The 15,820-nt window shown below is 53.7% G+C and carries 12 protein-coding genes; 8 read left to right on the forward strand and 4 right to left on the reverse strand.

Annotation, left to right across the window (positions count from 1 at the left end; translation table 11 throughout):
* Positions 1–76: 76 nt before the first annotated feature.
* Positions 77–574: a phosphohistidine phosphatase SixA gene (sixA, locus tag JSS75_00225; protein MBS1902115.1), complete on the forward strand. Its 498-nt coding sequence runs from the start codon at positions 77–79 to the stop codon at positions 572–574.
* Positions 575–590: 16 nt separating this feature from the next.
* On the opposite strand, the gene JSS75_00230 is transcribed toward sixA, so the two are convergent.
* Positions 591–1,880, reverse strand: coding sequence for a hypothetical protein (locus JSS75_00230; protein ID MBS1902116.1), 1,290 nt, complete (start codon positions 1,878–1,880; stop codon positions 591–593).
* Positions 1,881–2,110: 230 nt separating this feature from the next.
* Between JSS75_00230 and JSS75_00235 the strand changes: the two genes are divergently transcribed.
* Positions 2,111–4,510: an aminotransferase class I/II-fold pyridoxal phosphate-dependent enzyme gene (locus tag JSS75_00235; protein ID MBS1902117.1), complete on the forward strand. Its 2,400-nt coding sequence runs from the start codon at positions 2,111–2,113 to the stop codon at positions 4,508–4,510.
* 1 nt (position 4,511) lies between these two features.
* Here the strand turns inward: JSS75_00235 and JSS75_00240 are convergent, their stop codons facing one another.
* Entirely contained in the window at positions 4,512–6,122 is a 1,611-nt protein-coding gene (locus tag JSS75_00240) for a glycosyltransferase family 39 protein (GenBank protein MBS1902118.1), read from the reverse strand.
* A gap of 97 nt (positions 6,123–6,219) precedes the next feature.
* Between JSS75_00240 and JSS75_00245 the strand changes: the two genes are divergently transcribed.
* From JSS75_00245 to JSS75_00260, 4 genes are all read left to right on the forward strand, one after another.
* The gene (locus JSS75_00245) at positions 6,220–7,365 is read left to right on the forward strand and encodes an AAA family ATPase (protein ID MBS1902119.1); all 1,146 of its coding nucleotides are present in this window, start codon (positions 6,220–6,222) and stop codon (positions 7,363–7,365) included.
* 203 nt (positions 7,366–7,568) lie between these two features.
* On the forward strand, positions 7,569–8,096 hold the full coding sequence (locus JSS75_00250) for a hypothetical protein (protein MBS1902120.1): 528 nt from the start codon (positions 7,569–7,571) through the stop codon (positions 8,094–8,096).
* A gap of 144 nt (positions 8,097–8,240) precedes the next feature.
* Positions 8,241–10,283, forward strand: a complete 2,043-nt coding sequence (gene metG / locus JSS75_00255) for a methionine--tRNA ligase (GenBank protein MBS1902121.1) — start codon at positions 8,241–8,243, stop codon at positions 10,281–10,283.
* 50 nt (positions 10,284–10,333) lie between these two features.
* A complete protein-coding gene (locus JSS75_00260) occupies positions 10,334–11,569 on the forward strand; it encodes an MFS transporter (GenBank protein MBS1902122.1) in 1,236 nt (411 codons plus the stop codon).
* Between the two features lie 66 nt (positions 11,570–11,635).
* Here the strand turns inward: JSS75_00260 and JSS75_00265 are convergent, their stop codons facing one another.
* Positions 11,636–12,109, reverse strand: coding sequence for a hypothetical protein (locus JSS75_00265; protein ID MBS1902123.1), 474 nt, complete (start codon positions 12,107–12,109; stop codon positions 11,636–11,638).
* Between the two features lie 62 nt (positions 12,110–12,171).
* Positions 12,172–13,695: a hypothetical protein gene (locus JSS75_00270; GenBank protein MBS1902124.1), complete on the reverse strand. Its 1,524-nt coding sequence runs from the start codon at positions 13,693–13,695 to the stop codon at positions 12,172–12,174.
* 442 nt (positions 13,696–14,137) lie between these two features.
* Between JSS75_00270 and JSS75_00275 the strand changes: the two genes are divergently transcribed.
* Together JSS75_00275 and JSS75_00280 are read left to right on the forward strand one after the other, a co-directional pair.
* Positions 14,138–15,151 (forward strand): T9SS type A sorting domain-containing protein, encoded by a 1,014-nt coding sequence (locus JSS75_00275; protein MBS1902125.1) that lies wholly within the window; start codon positions 14,138–14,140, stop codon positions 15,149–15,151.
* Between the two features lie 223 nt (positions 15,152–15,374).
* Complete coding sequence (locus JSS75_00280; protein ID MBS1902126.1) at positions 15,375–15,794, forward strand: cobalamin B12-binding domain-containing protein; 420 nt, start codon at positions 15,375–15,377, stop codon at positions 15,792–15,794.
* Positions 15,795–15,820 lie beyond the last annotated feature (26 nt).

Here is a 15,820-nt window from a genome sequence, read left to right on the forward strand (position 1 = left end):
CGTTTGGTTTCTTATACGATGGTCGAAAACCTGATTAGGGGCGTCTGACGTTAGTAACGAGTCAAAGTATGTACCGGTGATCATCTATTTACTTCGTCATGGGATCGCAGAAAACCATAGCCGCAGAGGCTCGGATGCGGAGCGTGAGTTGATGCCCGAAGGTCGTGAAAAGACTGCAACGGTGATGGCCGCTGCCCGACAAATGCGGTTAGCTTCTCCCGTTCTTGTTGTATCGAGTCCGTTAGTGCGCGCCGTACAGACTGCCGAAATTGCCTGTTCGGAATTTGCCGTATCGGCAAACCGAGTGATCTCCGATGTCCTGTTGCCCTCCGCCGATATCGATCGGACCATGGCCTTTATCGGTTCGGTGATTCATGAACACTCGCCGGTGATGCTTGTCGGACACGAGCCACATTTGTCGACGCTTGCGGGTGCCCTCGTCGGCGCCCATGGACCTGCGATCGAAATGAAAAAAGCATCGCTTGCTGTATTCGAACTCTATCGGCTCGATGCACCCAGAATGAAAGCAATCCTGACAGCACTGCTGCCACCGCGCATCGGCGAATTGGTCTGAGGTTGGAGCGGTACGTCTAAAAATGGAAGGCTAACGAAAAGCCGATGTCCGCATTGCCAAGTTCGACACGCTCCGCTGGAATATACAGATACTGCATCTCGTGGATCGATACCGACCCGATATAATAATAACTTCCCTCCAATCCGAGGGAGACGGCATCGGAAATATAGTATGAAGCCTCGATAGTCCCGAAGATACTTGGGTAGAGCTTACGGAATGAGTTGTCATACTCATTCCGAATGACAATAGCGTCTGACGAATCAAGTTCGATCGCACCGCCGAGATCCAATCGAATGGAAGCAAAACCGAGCCCGACGGTCCCTCGAAATTCGAACAAGTGTTCGCCGGACGGGTGGTAGATCGGGAGCGAATAACTCGCGGTGGCATAATATGCACGTGAATCGAGGTGTTCGTGAAATTCGCGAAGCGCAACGATCGGCGGGTCATCCGATAGCAGGCTTGAGTAGCGCGCATCGAACCGCGGTTCACTTAACCAACTCCAGGCTACTCCTGCCTCTATATTTGGGACAATGGGATAACTAACCGATACGGTCCGGCCCCAGTTGAAGTCGTTGGCGTCTTGAATGCTTGGGACGTCGTAGTTCGCGAATCCGGGTGCGAATTCCGCATAGTATGTATCCTTCGACTGATAGTTTGTGATTTCCAAACCCGCATCCAGAGCGTGTTGGCGGTATGTCCGAGCAAGCGAAGCAAACACTGAGCCGCCGGTGACACCGATCCTCAGCTTCCGCTGCCTGACGGGCCGTTCGATCAACGACTCCATTGTATTCCATGTGGCTGCTGCCTCGGCGGAGTCGGGGCTAAAGTATAGTGTAGTTTCGGTTTCAATGTTGTGGTCGAACAGATACCCGATCCCTCCTCCGACAGCAATGCCGAGCGCCATGATCCCGGCCGTTGCATATACGTTGAAAGAACCACTATTCTCTGATGTCGCGTACCCGCCTCCAAAGGTGTTCGCACTGAGAAATCCCCCTGGCTGTGCGGCAGCGGTGCCAAATATCATATTTGCGACGTATATCCCGGCGTACGATCCGATCCGAAATCCCTCCGGACGGATGGCCTTTGGTCGAAATACGATTTTTACGATATCACGCTTCGCAAGATATTGGTAGTCGTTGGTATACACCACAATCGTATCGCGATCCGACCTCAGAACATTTGCTGCAAAGCCCTCTCCATGACGAAGGTAGATAATGGCATATCCTTTATCCTCACGGAGCGGTTGAGCATCTGCACTCTTAGCACTGGAAAAGACGACAACAACGATCAAACAGACTGTCCGCACAGCGTATGCCTTGAAGAACAGGTGAGGAATCCGACCGGTGTGCTCTACGATTCGTGGCAGTGCCAACATGGCATGTGCAGTGATGATGTACCCCAAATCAACGGTTCGCCGGTCGATTTGTTTCCGTCTGCGATCCTGTGAAAAGTGAGGTCATTTTGACTCGAATCGGTGTTTATAAGACCTTTGGAATCGTATTTTCGCATTTTGCGCCAATAATAAGGAGACTGCGCGTGGACCTGTTCAAAAAAGCGTACGAGTTTACCCGAGCCGATGATGCCAAGAAGGCGGGCTACTACCCATACTTCCATGCCTTCGAGGCAAACGAAGGACCGGTGGTGTACCTCAATGGCCGCAAGATCATTATGGCGGGCTCGAACAATTATCTGGGCCTGACGATCGACCCTCGTGTCAAAGAAGCCGCGAAGAAGGCAATCGATCAATACGGCACCGGTTGCTCCGGTTCGCGATATCTCACCGGTACCACACGGCTACATAATCAGTTGGAAGAAGAGCTGGCCGACTTCCTGCAGAAGGAAGCCTGTCTGCTGTTTTCGACCGGCTACCAGACCGCCCAAGGCGTGATCCCGGCACTCGTTCAACGAGGCGATTATGTAATCAGCGACAAGGATAATCATGCCTGTATCGTCGCCGGTCAATTGATGGCGAAAGGGATGTACGGAGAGGTTATCCGGTATGCTCACAACGACATGCAGGACCTTGAGCGGCGCCTATCGAAGTTGCCGCTCGATGCCGGCAAGTTGATCGTGACAGACGGTATCTTCTCTACGACTGGCGAGCTGGTCGATCTTCCGCACATGGTCGCTCTTGCGAAAAAATATAATGCCAGAGTAATGTGCGACGACGCTCACGCCAGCGGTGTGATCGGCGTCGGCGGTCGTGGCACCGCGAGCCATTATGGTGTGGTCGACGATTGCGACCTCACGATGGGCACGTTTTCCAAGACGTTCGCCAGTTTGGGTGGGTTTGTCGTTGGCGCTGAACGTGTCATCAACTTTATCAAACACACCTCTCCGGCGCTAATTTTTTCGGCTTCGCCGACGCCCGCATCCGTCGCGTCGGCGCTCGAAGCGCTTCGCATCCTCCGCAGCGAACCATGGCGGATGGATAAGCTTGTGGATAATGCGAACTACATGCGTCGCAACTTCAAGCAGATGGGCTTCAAGATCATCGAGAATCAGAGTGCCATCGTGCCCGTGATCGTCGGCGACGACATCAAAGCCTTCGTGTTCTGGCGCAAACTCTTCGATGCCGGTGTATTTGTCAATGCCTTTATTTCACCCGGCGTGCCGGAGGGCAACCAGATGATGCGCACGAGCTACATGGCTGTGCACGAGCGTGAGCATCTGGATCGGATCCTTGAACTCTTCAAGGAGATCGGAGAAGAAGTTGGGGTACTCGACAACGATGATGAAACAATCGCTGCCGAGACGACGCGTTCGACGCACGAGGAGTATAAGCTCAACGGACCCATCATCATTTCGGAAGCCGAAAGCCGCAAGGAAAAGCTCCGCTTCATTCGGATGACGTGGGATCTCTATGCTGGCGTAGAAAACTGGGTCCCGCCGCTCGAAATGGACAAGATGCGTCTGATCGACGAGAAGCGCAACCCGTTCTATAAGCATGCGGACGCGAAGTTCTTCGTTGCAGAAAATAACGGCAAGATCGTCGGACGCATCGCGGCGATCGTTAACCATAGTCATAATACCCTGCATAACGACCGGACGGGATTCTTCGGCTTCTTTGAGTGTGTCAATAATCAAGAGGTCGCCGACACATTGTTCAAGCGCGCGGAGGAGTGGCTGGTTTCAAAGGGGATGACGCATGTTCGCGGTCCGATCAGTCCGTCGATCAACGACGAAGTCGGTCTGCTCGTCGATGGATTCGATATTCCGCCAGCATTCATGATGCCGTATCATTTGCCATACTATCGCACCCTCATCGAACATGCAGGGTACGGGAAGGTGAAGGATATGCTGGCCTGGAAGCTGGAGGCGTCGAAAACGCTGACGCCAAAACTCAAGCGCGTAACGGATATGCTCCGCGAACGTGGCGGCTTTACGGTACGCCCGCTTGATATGAATCATTTCGATCGCGATGTCCAACTCATCAAAGAACTCTATGGGAAGGGCTGGGAGAATAATTGGGGCGCTGTACCGCTCAATGACGAGGAAATCAATGCCCTCGCCGCGGAACTCAAGCAGGTGATCGAGCCGAAGTTCGTTATGTTCGTCGAAAAGAAACAGCCGGGCGGGAAGACAGACACGATCGGTTTCACTCTGACTCTGCCGGATATCAACCAGGCATTCCTTGCCGGATCTGCGATTCCGAAGGGTGCGCTGAATCTGCCCGTGGCGATCAAAAACCTGATGACCAAGCGGAGCTCGGTCAAGGCCGCTCGTATTATTCTCCTTGGCGTGCTGCCGCAATACCGCGGGCGCGGCGTGGATGCACTGCTCTACCGTGAAACGCTCGAACGAGCACTCGACGAGAATATGACCTATGGTGAAGCATCATGGGTGCTGGAGGATAACGATGCGATGAACCGTGCTGCCGAAGCGATGGACGGCACGGCGTACAAGCGCTATCGGGTCTTCGAGAAAACCATTTGAGTTATTGGTGTTCGTAGATGACGAAATGCCCGACTGTCTTCCAGTCGTGGTAGTTCGTATGTACGAATGACGCCAGTTCACTCCACTGTTCGAGATGCTGCCGCGAATCGAGTGTGTCGCCGGTGATATAGGGGCGAGCGTCGTTTGTCTCGCAAACGAAAAACCGAGGCGGTGCAGTCTGGAGTTGTCGCAGCAGCGTATCTTTCCAAGTCTGTGGCGTCCAGCTCGTGACGAGTGGAGTGTTCGTCAGGCAGATGGTCCGAGGCTCGACCTCCGTGCGGAAGTATAGGCCGACGTTGTTTCCCCACAGGAAGATCGTTTCGTTCGGACGAAGCGCCGATTTCAGCTCCGACGCGGCACGCTCTTGGTCGGCATAGTATAAGCCGCCGAATTTACTGTCGGCCGCAGCCCCAACATCGCCGCCTTTCAAACGGAGCTGTGCCCAGTAGAGTGGGTTTGTCACAACCCGAACAAGTGGCGAATAGAATACGGCAATTGCGGCAATGCCAATGACGGCCGTTTGGCGCAGGGTCCGTTGAATGCCCCTGAGATTCCTGAGTGAAGAGAGGTACTCTGTCTTTAGCTCCCATGCACTGCGCGTACCGAGGATCACGAACGGGACGAACGCGAAGTACACTCGGGAAAAGTGATACGGGAAAAACTTGCGTTCGTACAATACCGAGAATAAGCCGAACCCAAGTTGAATGAGCAAGTGCGAGTAGATCGTTGCGGGCTTCGTCTCGCTGCGGCGATTGCGGAAGATGCCTACGAACGCAAGCACCAATGTTGTCGGTAACAGTGCGGTAACGACCGCAATCGGGAACTGCCGAAAGTATAATTCTCCGATCGTATGTGCACCCAGAACCGGATCGATCCCGGCATATCCGCTGAGCCATGCGAGTGTTTCAAAAAAGGGTCGCAGTGCTCCCGCCCACGACATATAACCGATGACTACACCCAGCAAGATGCCGAGCGATGCCACAGCTCCGAATGCGAAGCGGATACTATTGCGATATGTGCGATCATCGGAGTACAGCACAAGATAGAGGACTGCGCCCGCAGGAACAACCAAGAGTGTGAATTTCAGGAGGAAAAGAATCGCCGAAGCACATCCGACGAGAATGCCCTTCGATAGAGCATGTGCGCCATTTCGTGCCTGTTCGCTCAGAGAGAGTATCCATACGATCGGGAGCAATGCGAAGGTTTCGGCTTGGCCGGTCATCCAGAATCCGCTCGTGACATACAGTACAATGTATAGCAGCACGGACCCGAAGGCGACAGCCGTATCCTTGGTGGAGCGAAGAAGGACTCGATAGAAATAGACGAGGGTAAGCGCTTGAACGATCGCATCGAACAGACGCGGTGCCCATTCGTGATGGCCGAAGAGCCAGATCGCAACCCCATAGATCGTGAATATAAATGGCGGCTTCGTGTCGAGAAAGTCACGGTAGGTAACGGCGCCGTGCTTGATCGAGAGTTCTCCGGCAACTGCAAAAACAGCCTGGTCATACCCGAACGGGTACGCCAGCAAGCAGAGCAACAGTCCTGCACCAAGAAGCAGCAGCACAATGGTGAGCGGTTTGCGCATCCCGACAAAAATACGGCTGGGCATGCACGGATGGACAAATGTGCGCAATTATTACCCCGACTCCCGATACATTCCGAGCATAGGAGCCTGTGCATCTCGGAGTATCGTATTTTTGCATTCGATGTGGAGTAATGTCGTCGGACAAGAGCGGGTGAAGCGTATTCTGCGCCAGGCGTTGGACCAACGCAAGCTTCCGAACGCCTATTTGTTCACTGGGCCTTCCGGGACAGGAAAGGATGCGATTGCGCTCGAACTTGCAAAAGCGCTCAATTGTCTCGATCCTGCGATGAAAGGCATCGAGGCCTGCGACCAATGCGAGAACTGCAAAGCGATCTCGACATTTGCTTCGCCTCTCATGCAGTTCATCTTTGCGATCGGTAAGGATAGCGAGGATGCGTCGAAGAAGTCGGACGATGCATCGGCCGAGTTGATCGACATCATCCGCGAAGAGCTCGCCGCAAAGTCGGCCGATCCGTATCACGACACCCATATTCCGAAAGCGATCGCGATCAGCATCGGTCAGATACGCGAATTGATCATGCTACTTTCCCGAAGCATGGGCGGGCAGGGGAAGCGAGTGGTGATTATTAGCGAGGCGGACACCATGCGTGCTGCTGCGCAGAATGCATTCCTGAAGACGCTCGAAGAACCGCACGAGAATACAATCATTATTCTGACAAGTTCGAACCCTTCTCATCTGTATCCGACGATCCTCTCGCGATGTCAGGACCTGCGGTTCGATCTGCTCTCGGGTGAAGAGATCGCGGATGTGTTGGAACACCGAGACGGCATCGAAAGACAGCAAGCCGAGTTTCTTGGTCGTCTCTCGGGCGGGAGCTTATCGGTGGCACGTTCGCTGGTGAATCAGGATGTTGCAGAACTCCGTGCACAAGTCGTGCAATTCTTGCGCATGGGCCTGACACGCAGCCGCAAAAACGCACTCGACGAGATCGACAAATTTCTTCCGCGTCGCGGCGGGGCATTCCTCGAAAAGCGGCAAAACGTCGAACAGATGCTCCAACTGCTCGAATTGTGGCTTCGGGATGCACTTGCGCTTGCGAGCGGTGCAGGCAGCGTAGTGTTCAACGTCGACCAACTCGACGCGCTCGAACGATTCACTTCCAGATTCGGTAACCCCGCAGCCCTCATCGAAGCGATCCATTCGGTCCATGCTGCAAAGCGGAATGTCGCGTTACAACTCCAACTTCGTCCGGTGATGCTTGAACTTGTCATGGATCTCGAGCGGTCGCTCGTCAGCACTACCTGAGATATTTTTTCGGGCCGTGTCACGTTGCACTATTATTGTGTCGTTATATCAATAGAGTGTTCGGCCGTCGGTTGAATGCTTTGCGTTATGGGTCATATGGGTGCGCATATGATATGACCGTCGCATGTTCGCTTGTTCTTCTTCATGGCACGATACTTGTTGCCGTTCTGCTCACTGTTAATTTCATCGCACCTGTAACTATTATGCTAACCACACTACGATCAGTACTGCTACTTCCCGCAGCTCTCCTGCTGCTTGTTGTCACTGGTGCTACTCCGGCGGCTGCGCAAGGCCCTCGCGGTAACGATTTCGGATTCGGCATCGTCCTGGGTGAACCACTGGGCGGAACCGTCAAATATTGGACCGCACCAGATCAGGCCTTTGTCGGGTCGATCGGCGGTTCGTATTTCGGAGCGCCGCGTGTCGGCGTCGATTACCTCTGGCACTTCGATGCGTTTCGTTCGCAAGTGGTGAAAATGTACGCCGGCCCGGGACTGGCAGTTGGCTTTGGAAATGGCAGTTATTATTGGCTCTATACGAAGCACGGCGATTACTTTTACGTCCGCGATCCCGGCTCGACGGGTTTTGCAATGCGCGTAGTCGTCGGGTTGAACATCATTCCCCGACGCACACCGATCGAACTCTTTCTCGAAGCGGGGCCGCTTATCGGTATTTCGCCCGCATTCGGGGCCGCGTTCGACCTCGGACTAGGAATTCGGTTCTATCCATAACAACAACGCTCACCACCTCCCGCGCAAGAACTTGCGGATGCCCGTGTCGTAGCCGGCATCCGCAAGTTTGTGTGTTTCTATACGTCTTCCAAAGCGGTGTCCGCGCAACCCAATGCCCGCTAAAATTGTATTCTATATCCAATTATGCCAGCCAAACGCACACTCGTTACCGCCGCGTTGCCCTATGCCAATGGGCCGCTCCATGTCGGACATCTTGCCGGGGCCTACGTCCCCGCCGATATGTATGTGCGGTATATGCGGTTGCGTTACGGCAAGGATAGCGTGCTCTTCATCTGCGGCTCCGATGAACACGGTGTGCCGATCACGATCAGCGCCGAAAAAGAAGGGGTAACCCCGAAGGACATCGTGGATCGTTATCACACGCTCAATAAATCCACGTTCGAGCGGCTTGGTATCTCATTCGATTATTACGGACGCACGTCGAGCGAAGTGCATCGCGCGATGTCGCAGGACTTCTTCCGTACGCTCAACTCGAGCGGCAATCTCTCGGAGAAAGAAGAACCGCAGCTCTATGACGAGCAGGCGAAGATGTTTTTGCCCGATCGCTACGTCGAGGGGACGTGTCCGGTGTGTTCGAACCCCGAAGCGCGCGGCGATCAGTGCGACCGTTGCGGGACGTATCTGAACCAGACAGAACTAATCAATCCGCGTTCGAAGATTACGGGTAACAAGCCTGTCGTACGTCCGACGAAGCATTGGTATTTCCGCTTGTCAAAATTTCAGAAGAGCCTCGAAGAGTGGGTCGAAACGAAAGCAGGCTCATGGCGCGAGATGGTCGTCCAGCAGACGCGTAGTTGGCTGAAATCCGGGTTGCAGGACAGACCGATCACCCGCGATCTCGATTGGGGCGTGCCCGTGCCTGCCGAAGGAGCCGACGGAAAGGTGTTGTATGTGTGGTTCGATGCACCGATCGGCTATATCAGTGCGACGAAAGAACTGTTGCCCGATTCCTGGCAGAACTGGTGGCGCGAAGACGAGAACCTAAACTGGGTTGCGTTTCTTGGCAAGGACAACATTGTCTTCCACACGATCATGTTCCCCGCGATGCTCGAAGCATATAATGCGGCGAACACCGGGCTTCGCTACACGCTGCCGACGAACGTCCCGGCGAACGAGTTTATGAATCTCGAGGGGCGCAAACTATCGAAGTCGAAAGGCTGGACGATCGAGCCGCACGAGATCCTAAGCCGGTATGATGCCGATCTCATTCGATATGCCATTGCGTGTAATCTGCCCGAGTCGAAAGACTCCGACTTCTCATGGAAGGATTTTCAGGCGCACGTTAATAATGAATTGGCGGATATTTTGGGCAATTTCGCTAATCGTGTTCTGACGTTTGTTAAGAATAACTTCGATGCGAAAGTGCCCGATGCCGAACCCGATGCGTCCTTCCTTGATGAGTACACCACGCTGGCCGATACGATCGCAGGTCATTATGAGCGATTCGAATTCCGCGAAGTAACGACACTCTCGATGGACTTCGCTCGCCGCGCAAACAAATACTTCAACGACAACGCACCTTGGAAACTCGTCAAGACGGACCGCGCTGAAGCCGGGCGAGTGCTACGAACATGCCTCGAAGCGCTTCGTGCGATGAGCGTCTATCTCGCACCGATTTTACCGAACACATCTGCTCGTCTGTCCTCGATGCTCGGATGCGAACTCACAAGTGACTGGGCAGGTGCCGCTGCCGCAAGGCTGGAGAAGAATAGGTCGATTGGCGAGGTGGGGATACTCGTCACAAAACTGGAAGACTCTCAAACGGCAGAGGAATTCCAACGGATGGAAGCAATGGCGGCGAAGGCGGAGAAGCCTCTTGCGGAGGTTGCACCTACAGCACCGGCGCTTGTCTCGATTGACGATTTCAAGAAGCTCAAGTTTCGCACCGCGAAAGTGCTTGAGGCAGAGCGCGTGCCGAAGTCGAAGAAGCTCTTGAAATTGCAGATCGACACCGGAGTTGACAAACGCCAGATTGTCGCGGGCATCGCCGAAAAGTATTCGCCGGAAGAGCTTGTAGGGAAGACGATCGTCGTTGTGGCAAACTTGCAGCCGGCGAAGCTGATGGGCATCGAATCGAACGGAATGCTTCTTGCCGTCAATGACGAGAAGGGCCCCGTGATGCTCATCGAAGCGGATGGCGTCGCTCCCGGATTGGAAGTACGATAGAGTTTCTGTTGTGTTGTTGTGTGCCGCGCACACATTCATCATCTCTATACATGCAGGACGAACTTGTACCGCATACCAGGCGGGCGGTCACACTCGCTGTGATCGTCGCCGCGCTCGGGTATTTTGTCGACATTTACGATCTGTTGCTCTTCAGCATCGTCCGTATCCCAAGCTTGAAAGCGCTTGGAGTGTCGGACGCAGTGTTGCTCGACAAAGGCGCCATGCTCCTATCAATGCAAATGGGCGGTATGCTTGTCGGTGGCATACTCTGGGGCATCCTTGGCGACCGCCGAGGGCGGTTGTCGGTTCTCTTCGGTTCGATCGTGCTCTATTCTCTTGCGAATATTGCGAACGGGTTGGTTCAATCGATCAATCTCTACGCCGAGCTTCGGTTCATCGCCGGCGTTGGGTTGGCGGGCGAACTCGGAGCCGGAATCACTCTCGTAAGCGAAGTGATGAGCAAAGAAGCACGCGGTTGGGGCTCGACTGTCGTTGCCGGGATCGGTGTTCTCGGCGCAGTACTTGCCGCGCTGATCGCCGATGTGTTCGAATGGCGAACCTGCTTCTTCATCGGCGGAGGCATGGGGTTGGCGTTGCTTGCGCTGCGCATCGGTGTGTATGAATCCGGCATGTTCGAACATGTCAAGAAGTCGAACGTCTCGCGAGGTAACTTTTTCAAGATCTTTGCGAAGCGCCGCAATTTGTGGAAATATCTGCGGGTGATCGGGATTGGCATGCCGACATGGTTCGTCGTCGGTATCCTCATCACATTTTCTCCAGAGTTCGGTAAAGCATTCGGCATGAGCGAACTTCCGAATGCAGGGAAGGCAGTATTATTCTCGTACGTCGGTCTGTCGATCGGCGATGTACTATCGGGATATACAACCTACACGCTGCGCAGCCGTAAGAAGGCAATGCTAATTTTCCTGACGATGACCGCCGTTTTCATCGGCTCCTACTTTGTCTTTGCCCCGATCCCCATCGGTTGGTTCTATTTCATCTGCGCGTTGCTTGGCTTTGGGACGGGATATTGGGCAATGTTCGTCACGATCGCCAGTGAGCAGTTCGGGACCAACATCCGAGCCACAGTCACAACAACAGCCCCGAACTTCGTGCGCGGCGCTGTCGTCCCAATCACTGCATTGTTTAATCTCTGGCGCGGACCGCTCGGCATTAGCGGCAGTGCGCTCCTTGTGGGTGGGATCACACTCTTCCTCGGCTTCCTCTCACTCTATGAGATGGAAGAAACCTACGGGAAAGAGCTGCACTACGTGGAAGAGCTGTAGTCACAGGAGGTCGAGTGTTGAATTGATCGTGCGCCAATTCAACACTCCACCTTGAACACTCCCGAATTACGGTTTTACCGTGCCGAGGATCAGATTGATGATCCCGAGTGCATTCATGATAATACCGATCATTGCTGCCTTGCTCGCGCCGGAACGGATCTCGTCGGTTGCTAACCCACCGGATTTGATCTGACCCATCACGAGGGGCATTGTCTTTTTCGCGACAGGCATCATCGTGCCGAAGTTCACGGCAAGGATGACGATATAGATCGTCTGCTTCCAGGCCAACCAGCCGTAGTTCGTGAAATCGAACCAGCCGTAGTGCGCAATCCCGGCCATTGCACCGCCGGTAATGAGCAAACCGATACCGCCGATCATTCCCATGAAACGGCCGATACCGAATTCCGATGCAATGGCGATCAACTCTGCCGGTGTCCCTGCTACTTTCTTATTGTACGAGCGAAACCAAAACCCAAGCGGCAAGAGTCCGAGCGTCATTGACGCACAGAAGATATGAATGACTTTGAATGCGAGATACATGAGCGTTTGTGAATTGTGAATGAAGAAAATGAAACTATGCTACCACGATATCATACAGTGCGTTAGCGCGGGTCTGAATGATCGGGTGCCGATGGTACGGCAGTAACGTCAAGACGTTTCGCCTCGAATCCAGCGCGTTTAGCAACGATACGATAATCGAACTCCGCGTTCGACGATCCTCCTGCCGTCTCGATCACCTCGAATGAGGTGAACCCTTTGCGAACATATACCGGCTTGGTCTCCCCATTCATCTGGACGAATACCTTCATCGGATGTTGTTCGTCGATCGTCACAGTCTCAAGGAACGTCGGGTCGAGCGAGACAGTCGCATGCCCGTTGACTAAGCGTCCTGAGCCATAATCGCTGAAATAGATTTCGGCGGCTTCTTCGCAATAGAGCTTGCGATAATGCTGGCCGTCTTTCGTCAGGACGGTTGCCGCTTTCGTGCCGTTGAACACAGAGAAATTTCCCATCACGAACACACCCGCACCCCCGTTAAAATAGCCGGAGTATGCATTCGCGTTGTTGGAAGCGGAGCCATAGATGCCGAAGCTCGACGCATTATTTACCGATGCAACTCCTGCAACACCGATCGGCCCATAGCCCAGCATACCACAACCAGCCGAAGCGGCTGAGTTAAAACCATACACCCCGGCGGAGTTTCCAAATGCAGACGACACCTTGCCAACTATACCGAACACGCTCGTTTGTGTCGATGTATTGTTGTTCGTCCCGACGATTGCTGCTCCGGTCGGCTGGTTTAGCGTGGTCGAGGTCGATACGGTCGCATTGATGGCGTTGATATTCTGCGCAGCAGAAGTATTCGTGACCGAGAATATAGACGATGGGGAAGTGGCAGTTCCAGTGTAAGGGAGTGTCAGGCCGTCCACACCATTCGATGCGGCAGTGACACGACCCTTGGAATCGACGGTGATGGATGCAAGTGTGTACGAACCAGGCGTTACGGCTGTCGTCTTGAGCGTCGGGTTCGGATATGTGCCGGAAAGGTCGCCACCAGCATTTCCACCCGGAACATACGAGTTCGGTGTCCCCGTGATCTTCGCCCAACTGACGCTCGTGATCTTCGAATCGGTCACACTACTATTCTGTAGTTTCACAGACGAAATTCCCGCATCTGCGATCGCAATAGTTGCATTCGGACCGGTACCGTTCGAAACGGTGATCGATCCATCGCTCGGCGTAAGAGAGGCAATGCCAGCACCCGTTGCGGCTGCAAGCGCATACGGTGCGGCGGTGAGCGGAGTACGTGGGTTCATTTCAGAACCGCCTTCGAAGCTCACACCCATGAAATACGGTTTTGTGAACGATACCCCATCCGGGATCGAATCAAGGATCACATTGAACAGGCCATTCGTGGTGGTCACTGTCGTCGATTTCGAATACACGATCGTGCTGCCCGTGCGCGATGTATAGAGCGTCAGTGTCACAAGATGATCGCCGTCGATAACTGGCGTACCCTTTTTATCGACGACTTGCCCCTGATAGGTGATTGATCGGGGAATCTGGGCAAGCGAAAGGCCTGCGCACGTACACAGCATGATGATAGCAGCAGTAAGTCTTCGCATAGTCGTGGCTATGGCTGTAAAGGCAATGCAAACGAAATCGCCTGGGGTATGGGTTCGGGTATTTATGAGCTGATAGAAGGATGCCCATACCTCGGGGACCAGAGGCTTTTGTCCGTTTACATCCAAATTAGACAAGGAAACCACATCATTGCGGCAGGCTATCAGGCAGGGAATAATTCTAGTTATGATAGGGTTGCCATATTCTAAATATAGTCCATCAACTATGAAACATATCGGTACTCTCTTTTTTGCTCTGGCACTACTAATACTTCATACCGCTCTGGAGGCACAAACGTTGGTATGGACCAAAACAGACTTGCCAAACACAGACCAAGTTTACGGATGGCACTGTGCGCCAAACGGGCTCATTGCCTTTGCGTGCTCTGGCAAGGCATTGTACCAATCTTCAGATAGTGGCAAAAGCTGGCTTCCGAGCGGGGGAATGTTCGCGACTCGACCGGCCTATTTCGTCATTCGATCGAACCATGCGTGGATGGTCGGGTCCGACGTCCCGGGTACAACCGACGTGATGGGATTATATCGGTCACTGGACAATGGTGTGACTTGGGATAGCTGTGGATGGATCGGCACATCAGGCGTGCAATCGAATTCAAAGGGGTTGTTCGTCGGTGGAGGATGGGTTGACGGAATTTCTCGTTCGACGGATGACGGTTTCCACTGGACCGCATGTAAATCACCCGCTATATCGCCGGGCCAAATCATGGACATGGTTGTGACTGATAGCATGATCGTTGCCAAGACCTTTGACGGTACTTCTATGCAGTATTGGATATCGACGAATCTCGCGTCGTCGTGGAAACAGATTCAAGTACCCCAAGGAAACTGGGATGCACGGTGCGCCTGGGGATCGACAATCATCATCGCGACAAATACCGGACTGTTCCGTACGCTCGATCAAGGCGAATCATGGAAGCAAATCTCCGCTGACTCCGGTGTAACGAAGCTGGCAATGCGTCGAGACATCGTGCTCATGGCAATGCGAGACAAGCAAGTAAAGGTGTCTTTCGACCGCGGGGCATCGTGGACCCCAGCGAACAGTGGACTCGCCGATACCGTCGCAGACGATTTTGCTATCGACGACGGGCAAGTATTTGTTTCACTCCACGGGGAGGGGTTATACCGAGGTGGAATCGACGGATTGTCGGCAGTTCATTCGTCGGATCGGACCACCGAAAGCGCGATGATTCAAATCACCCCGAACCCGGTATCGACTCATGCGACGGTATCGTACTCACTTGCCGCGGATGCCGATGTTCAGGTAGATCTTATCGATGCGTTGGGAAGAGTGGTTGCCACCGTTCTTCCGCAGACATACCAATCTGCTGGCATGCACTACCTTCCAATAGAAGTTGCACAGATTCCAGCGGGGATTCTGGCATGCCGCGTCCGGATCGGCACCTCAAGCGTTGTCGGGAAATTGGTAGTAACACACTAACAGACCCGGATTCGCTGGCTGCAGGTAGTGGATCAGTTTTGACAGTATTCCAATAGTCATTCTGAGCGAAGCGAAGAATCCCTGAGGCGGAGCCTCACAGGGTTTCATCGAGGGATTCTTCGCTTCGCTCAGAATGACAACTCCTTACCCCGTTTCAAACTGAGCCACGACCTGGCTGCAAATCCGAGGACACTTTGGCCGAATTTTGTGTTTAGAGCGTCCTATGGACAGAAAGATCAGAGTCTTGATCGCCAAAGCAGGCCTCGACGGCCATGATCGCGGCGCAAAGGTTATTGCGGCAGCTCTGCGCGATGCAGGGATGGAAGTGATCTATACGGGTCTGCGTCAGACCCCCGAAATGATCGTCGAAGCAGCATTGCAGGAAGATGTCGATGTAATCGGCATTTCGATCCTCAGTGGTGCGCACATGACTATCTTCCCACGCGTGCTGAAGCTGATGCAGGAACGGGGGATTGGTGACGTATTGCTTACTGGGGGCGGGATTATTTCCAATGAAGATAACGCTGCCCTTTCAGCGATGGGCGTCGGCGATTTGTTTACGCCAGGTGCACCAATGTACGAGATCGTCGAATACATCCGCAACTGGTGCGCGGAACATCGCGGGATCGCCGTCCCGGCCTGAACAGAAAATAATTGTAGCAAAAAATG

The organism is Bacteroidota bacterium, from assembly GCA_018266755.1.
In the GTDB taxonomy this organism is placed as follows: Bacteria; Bacteroidota; Ignavibacteria; order Palsa-1295; family Palsa-1295; genus JAFDZW01.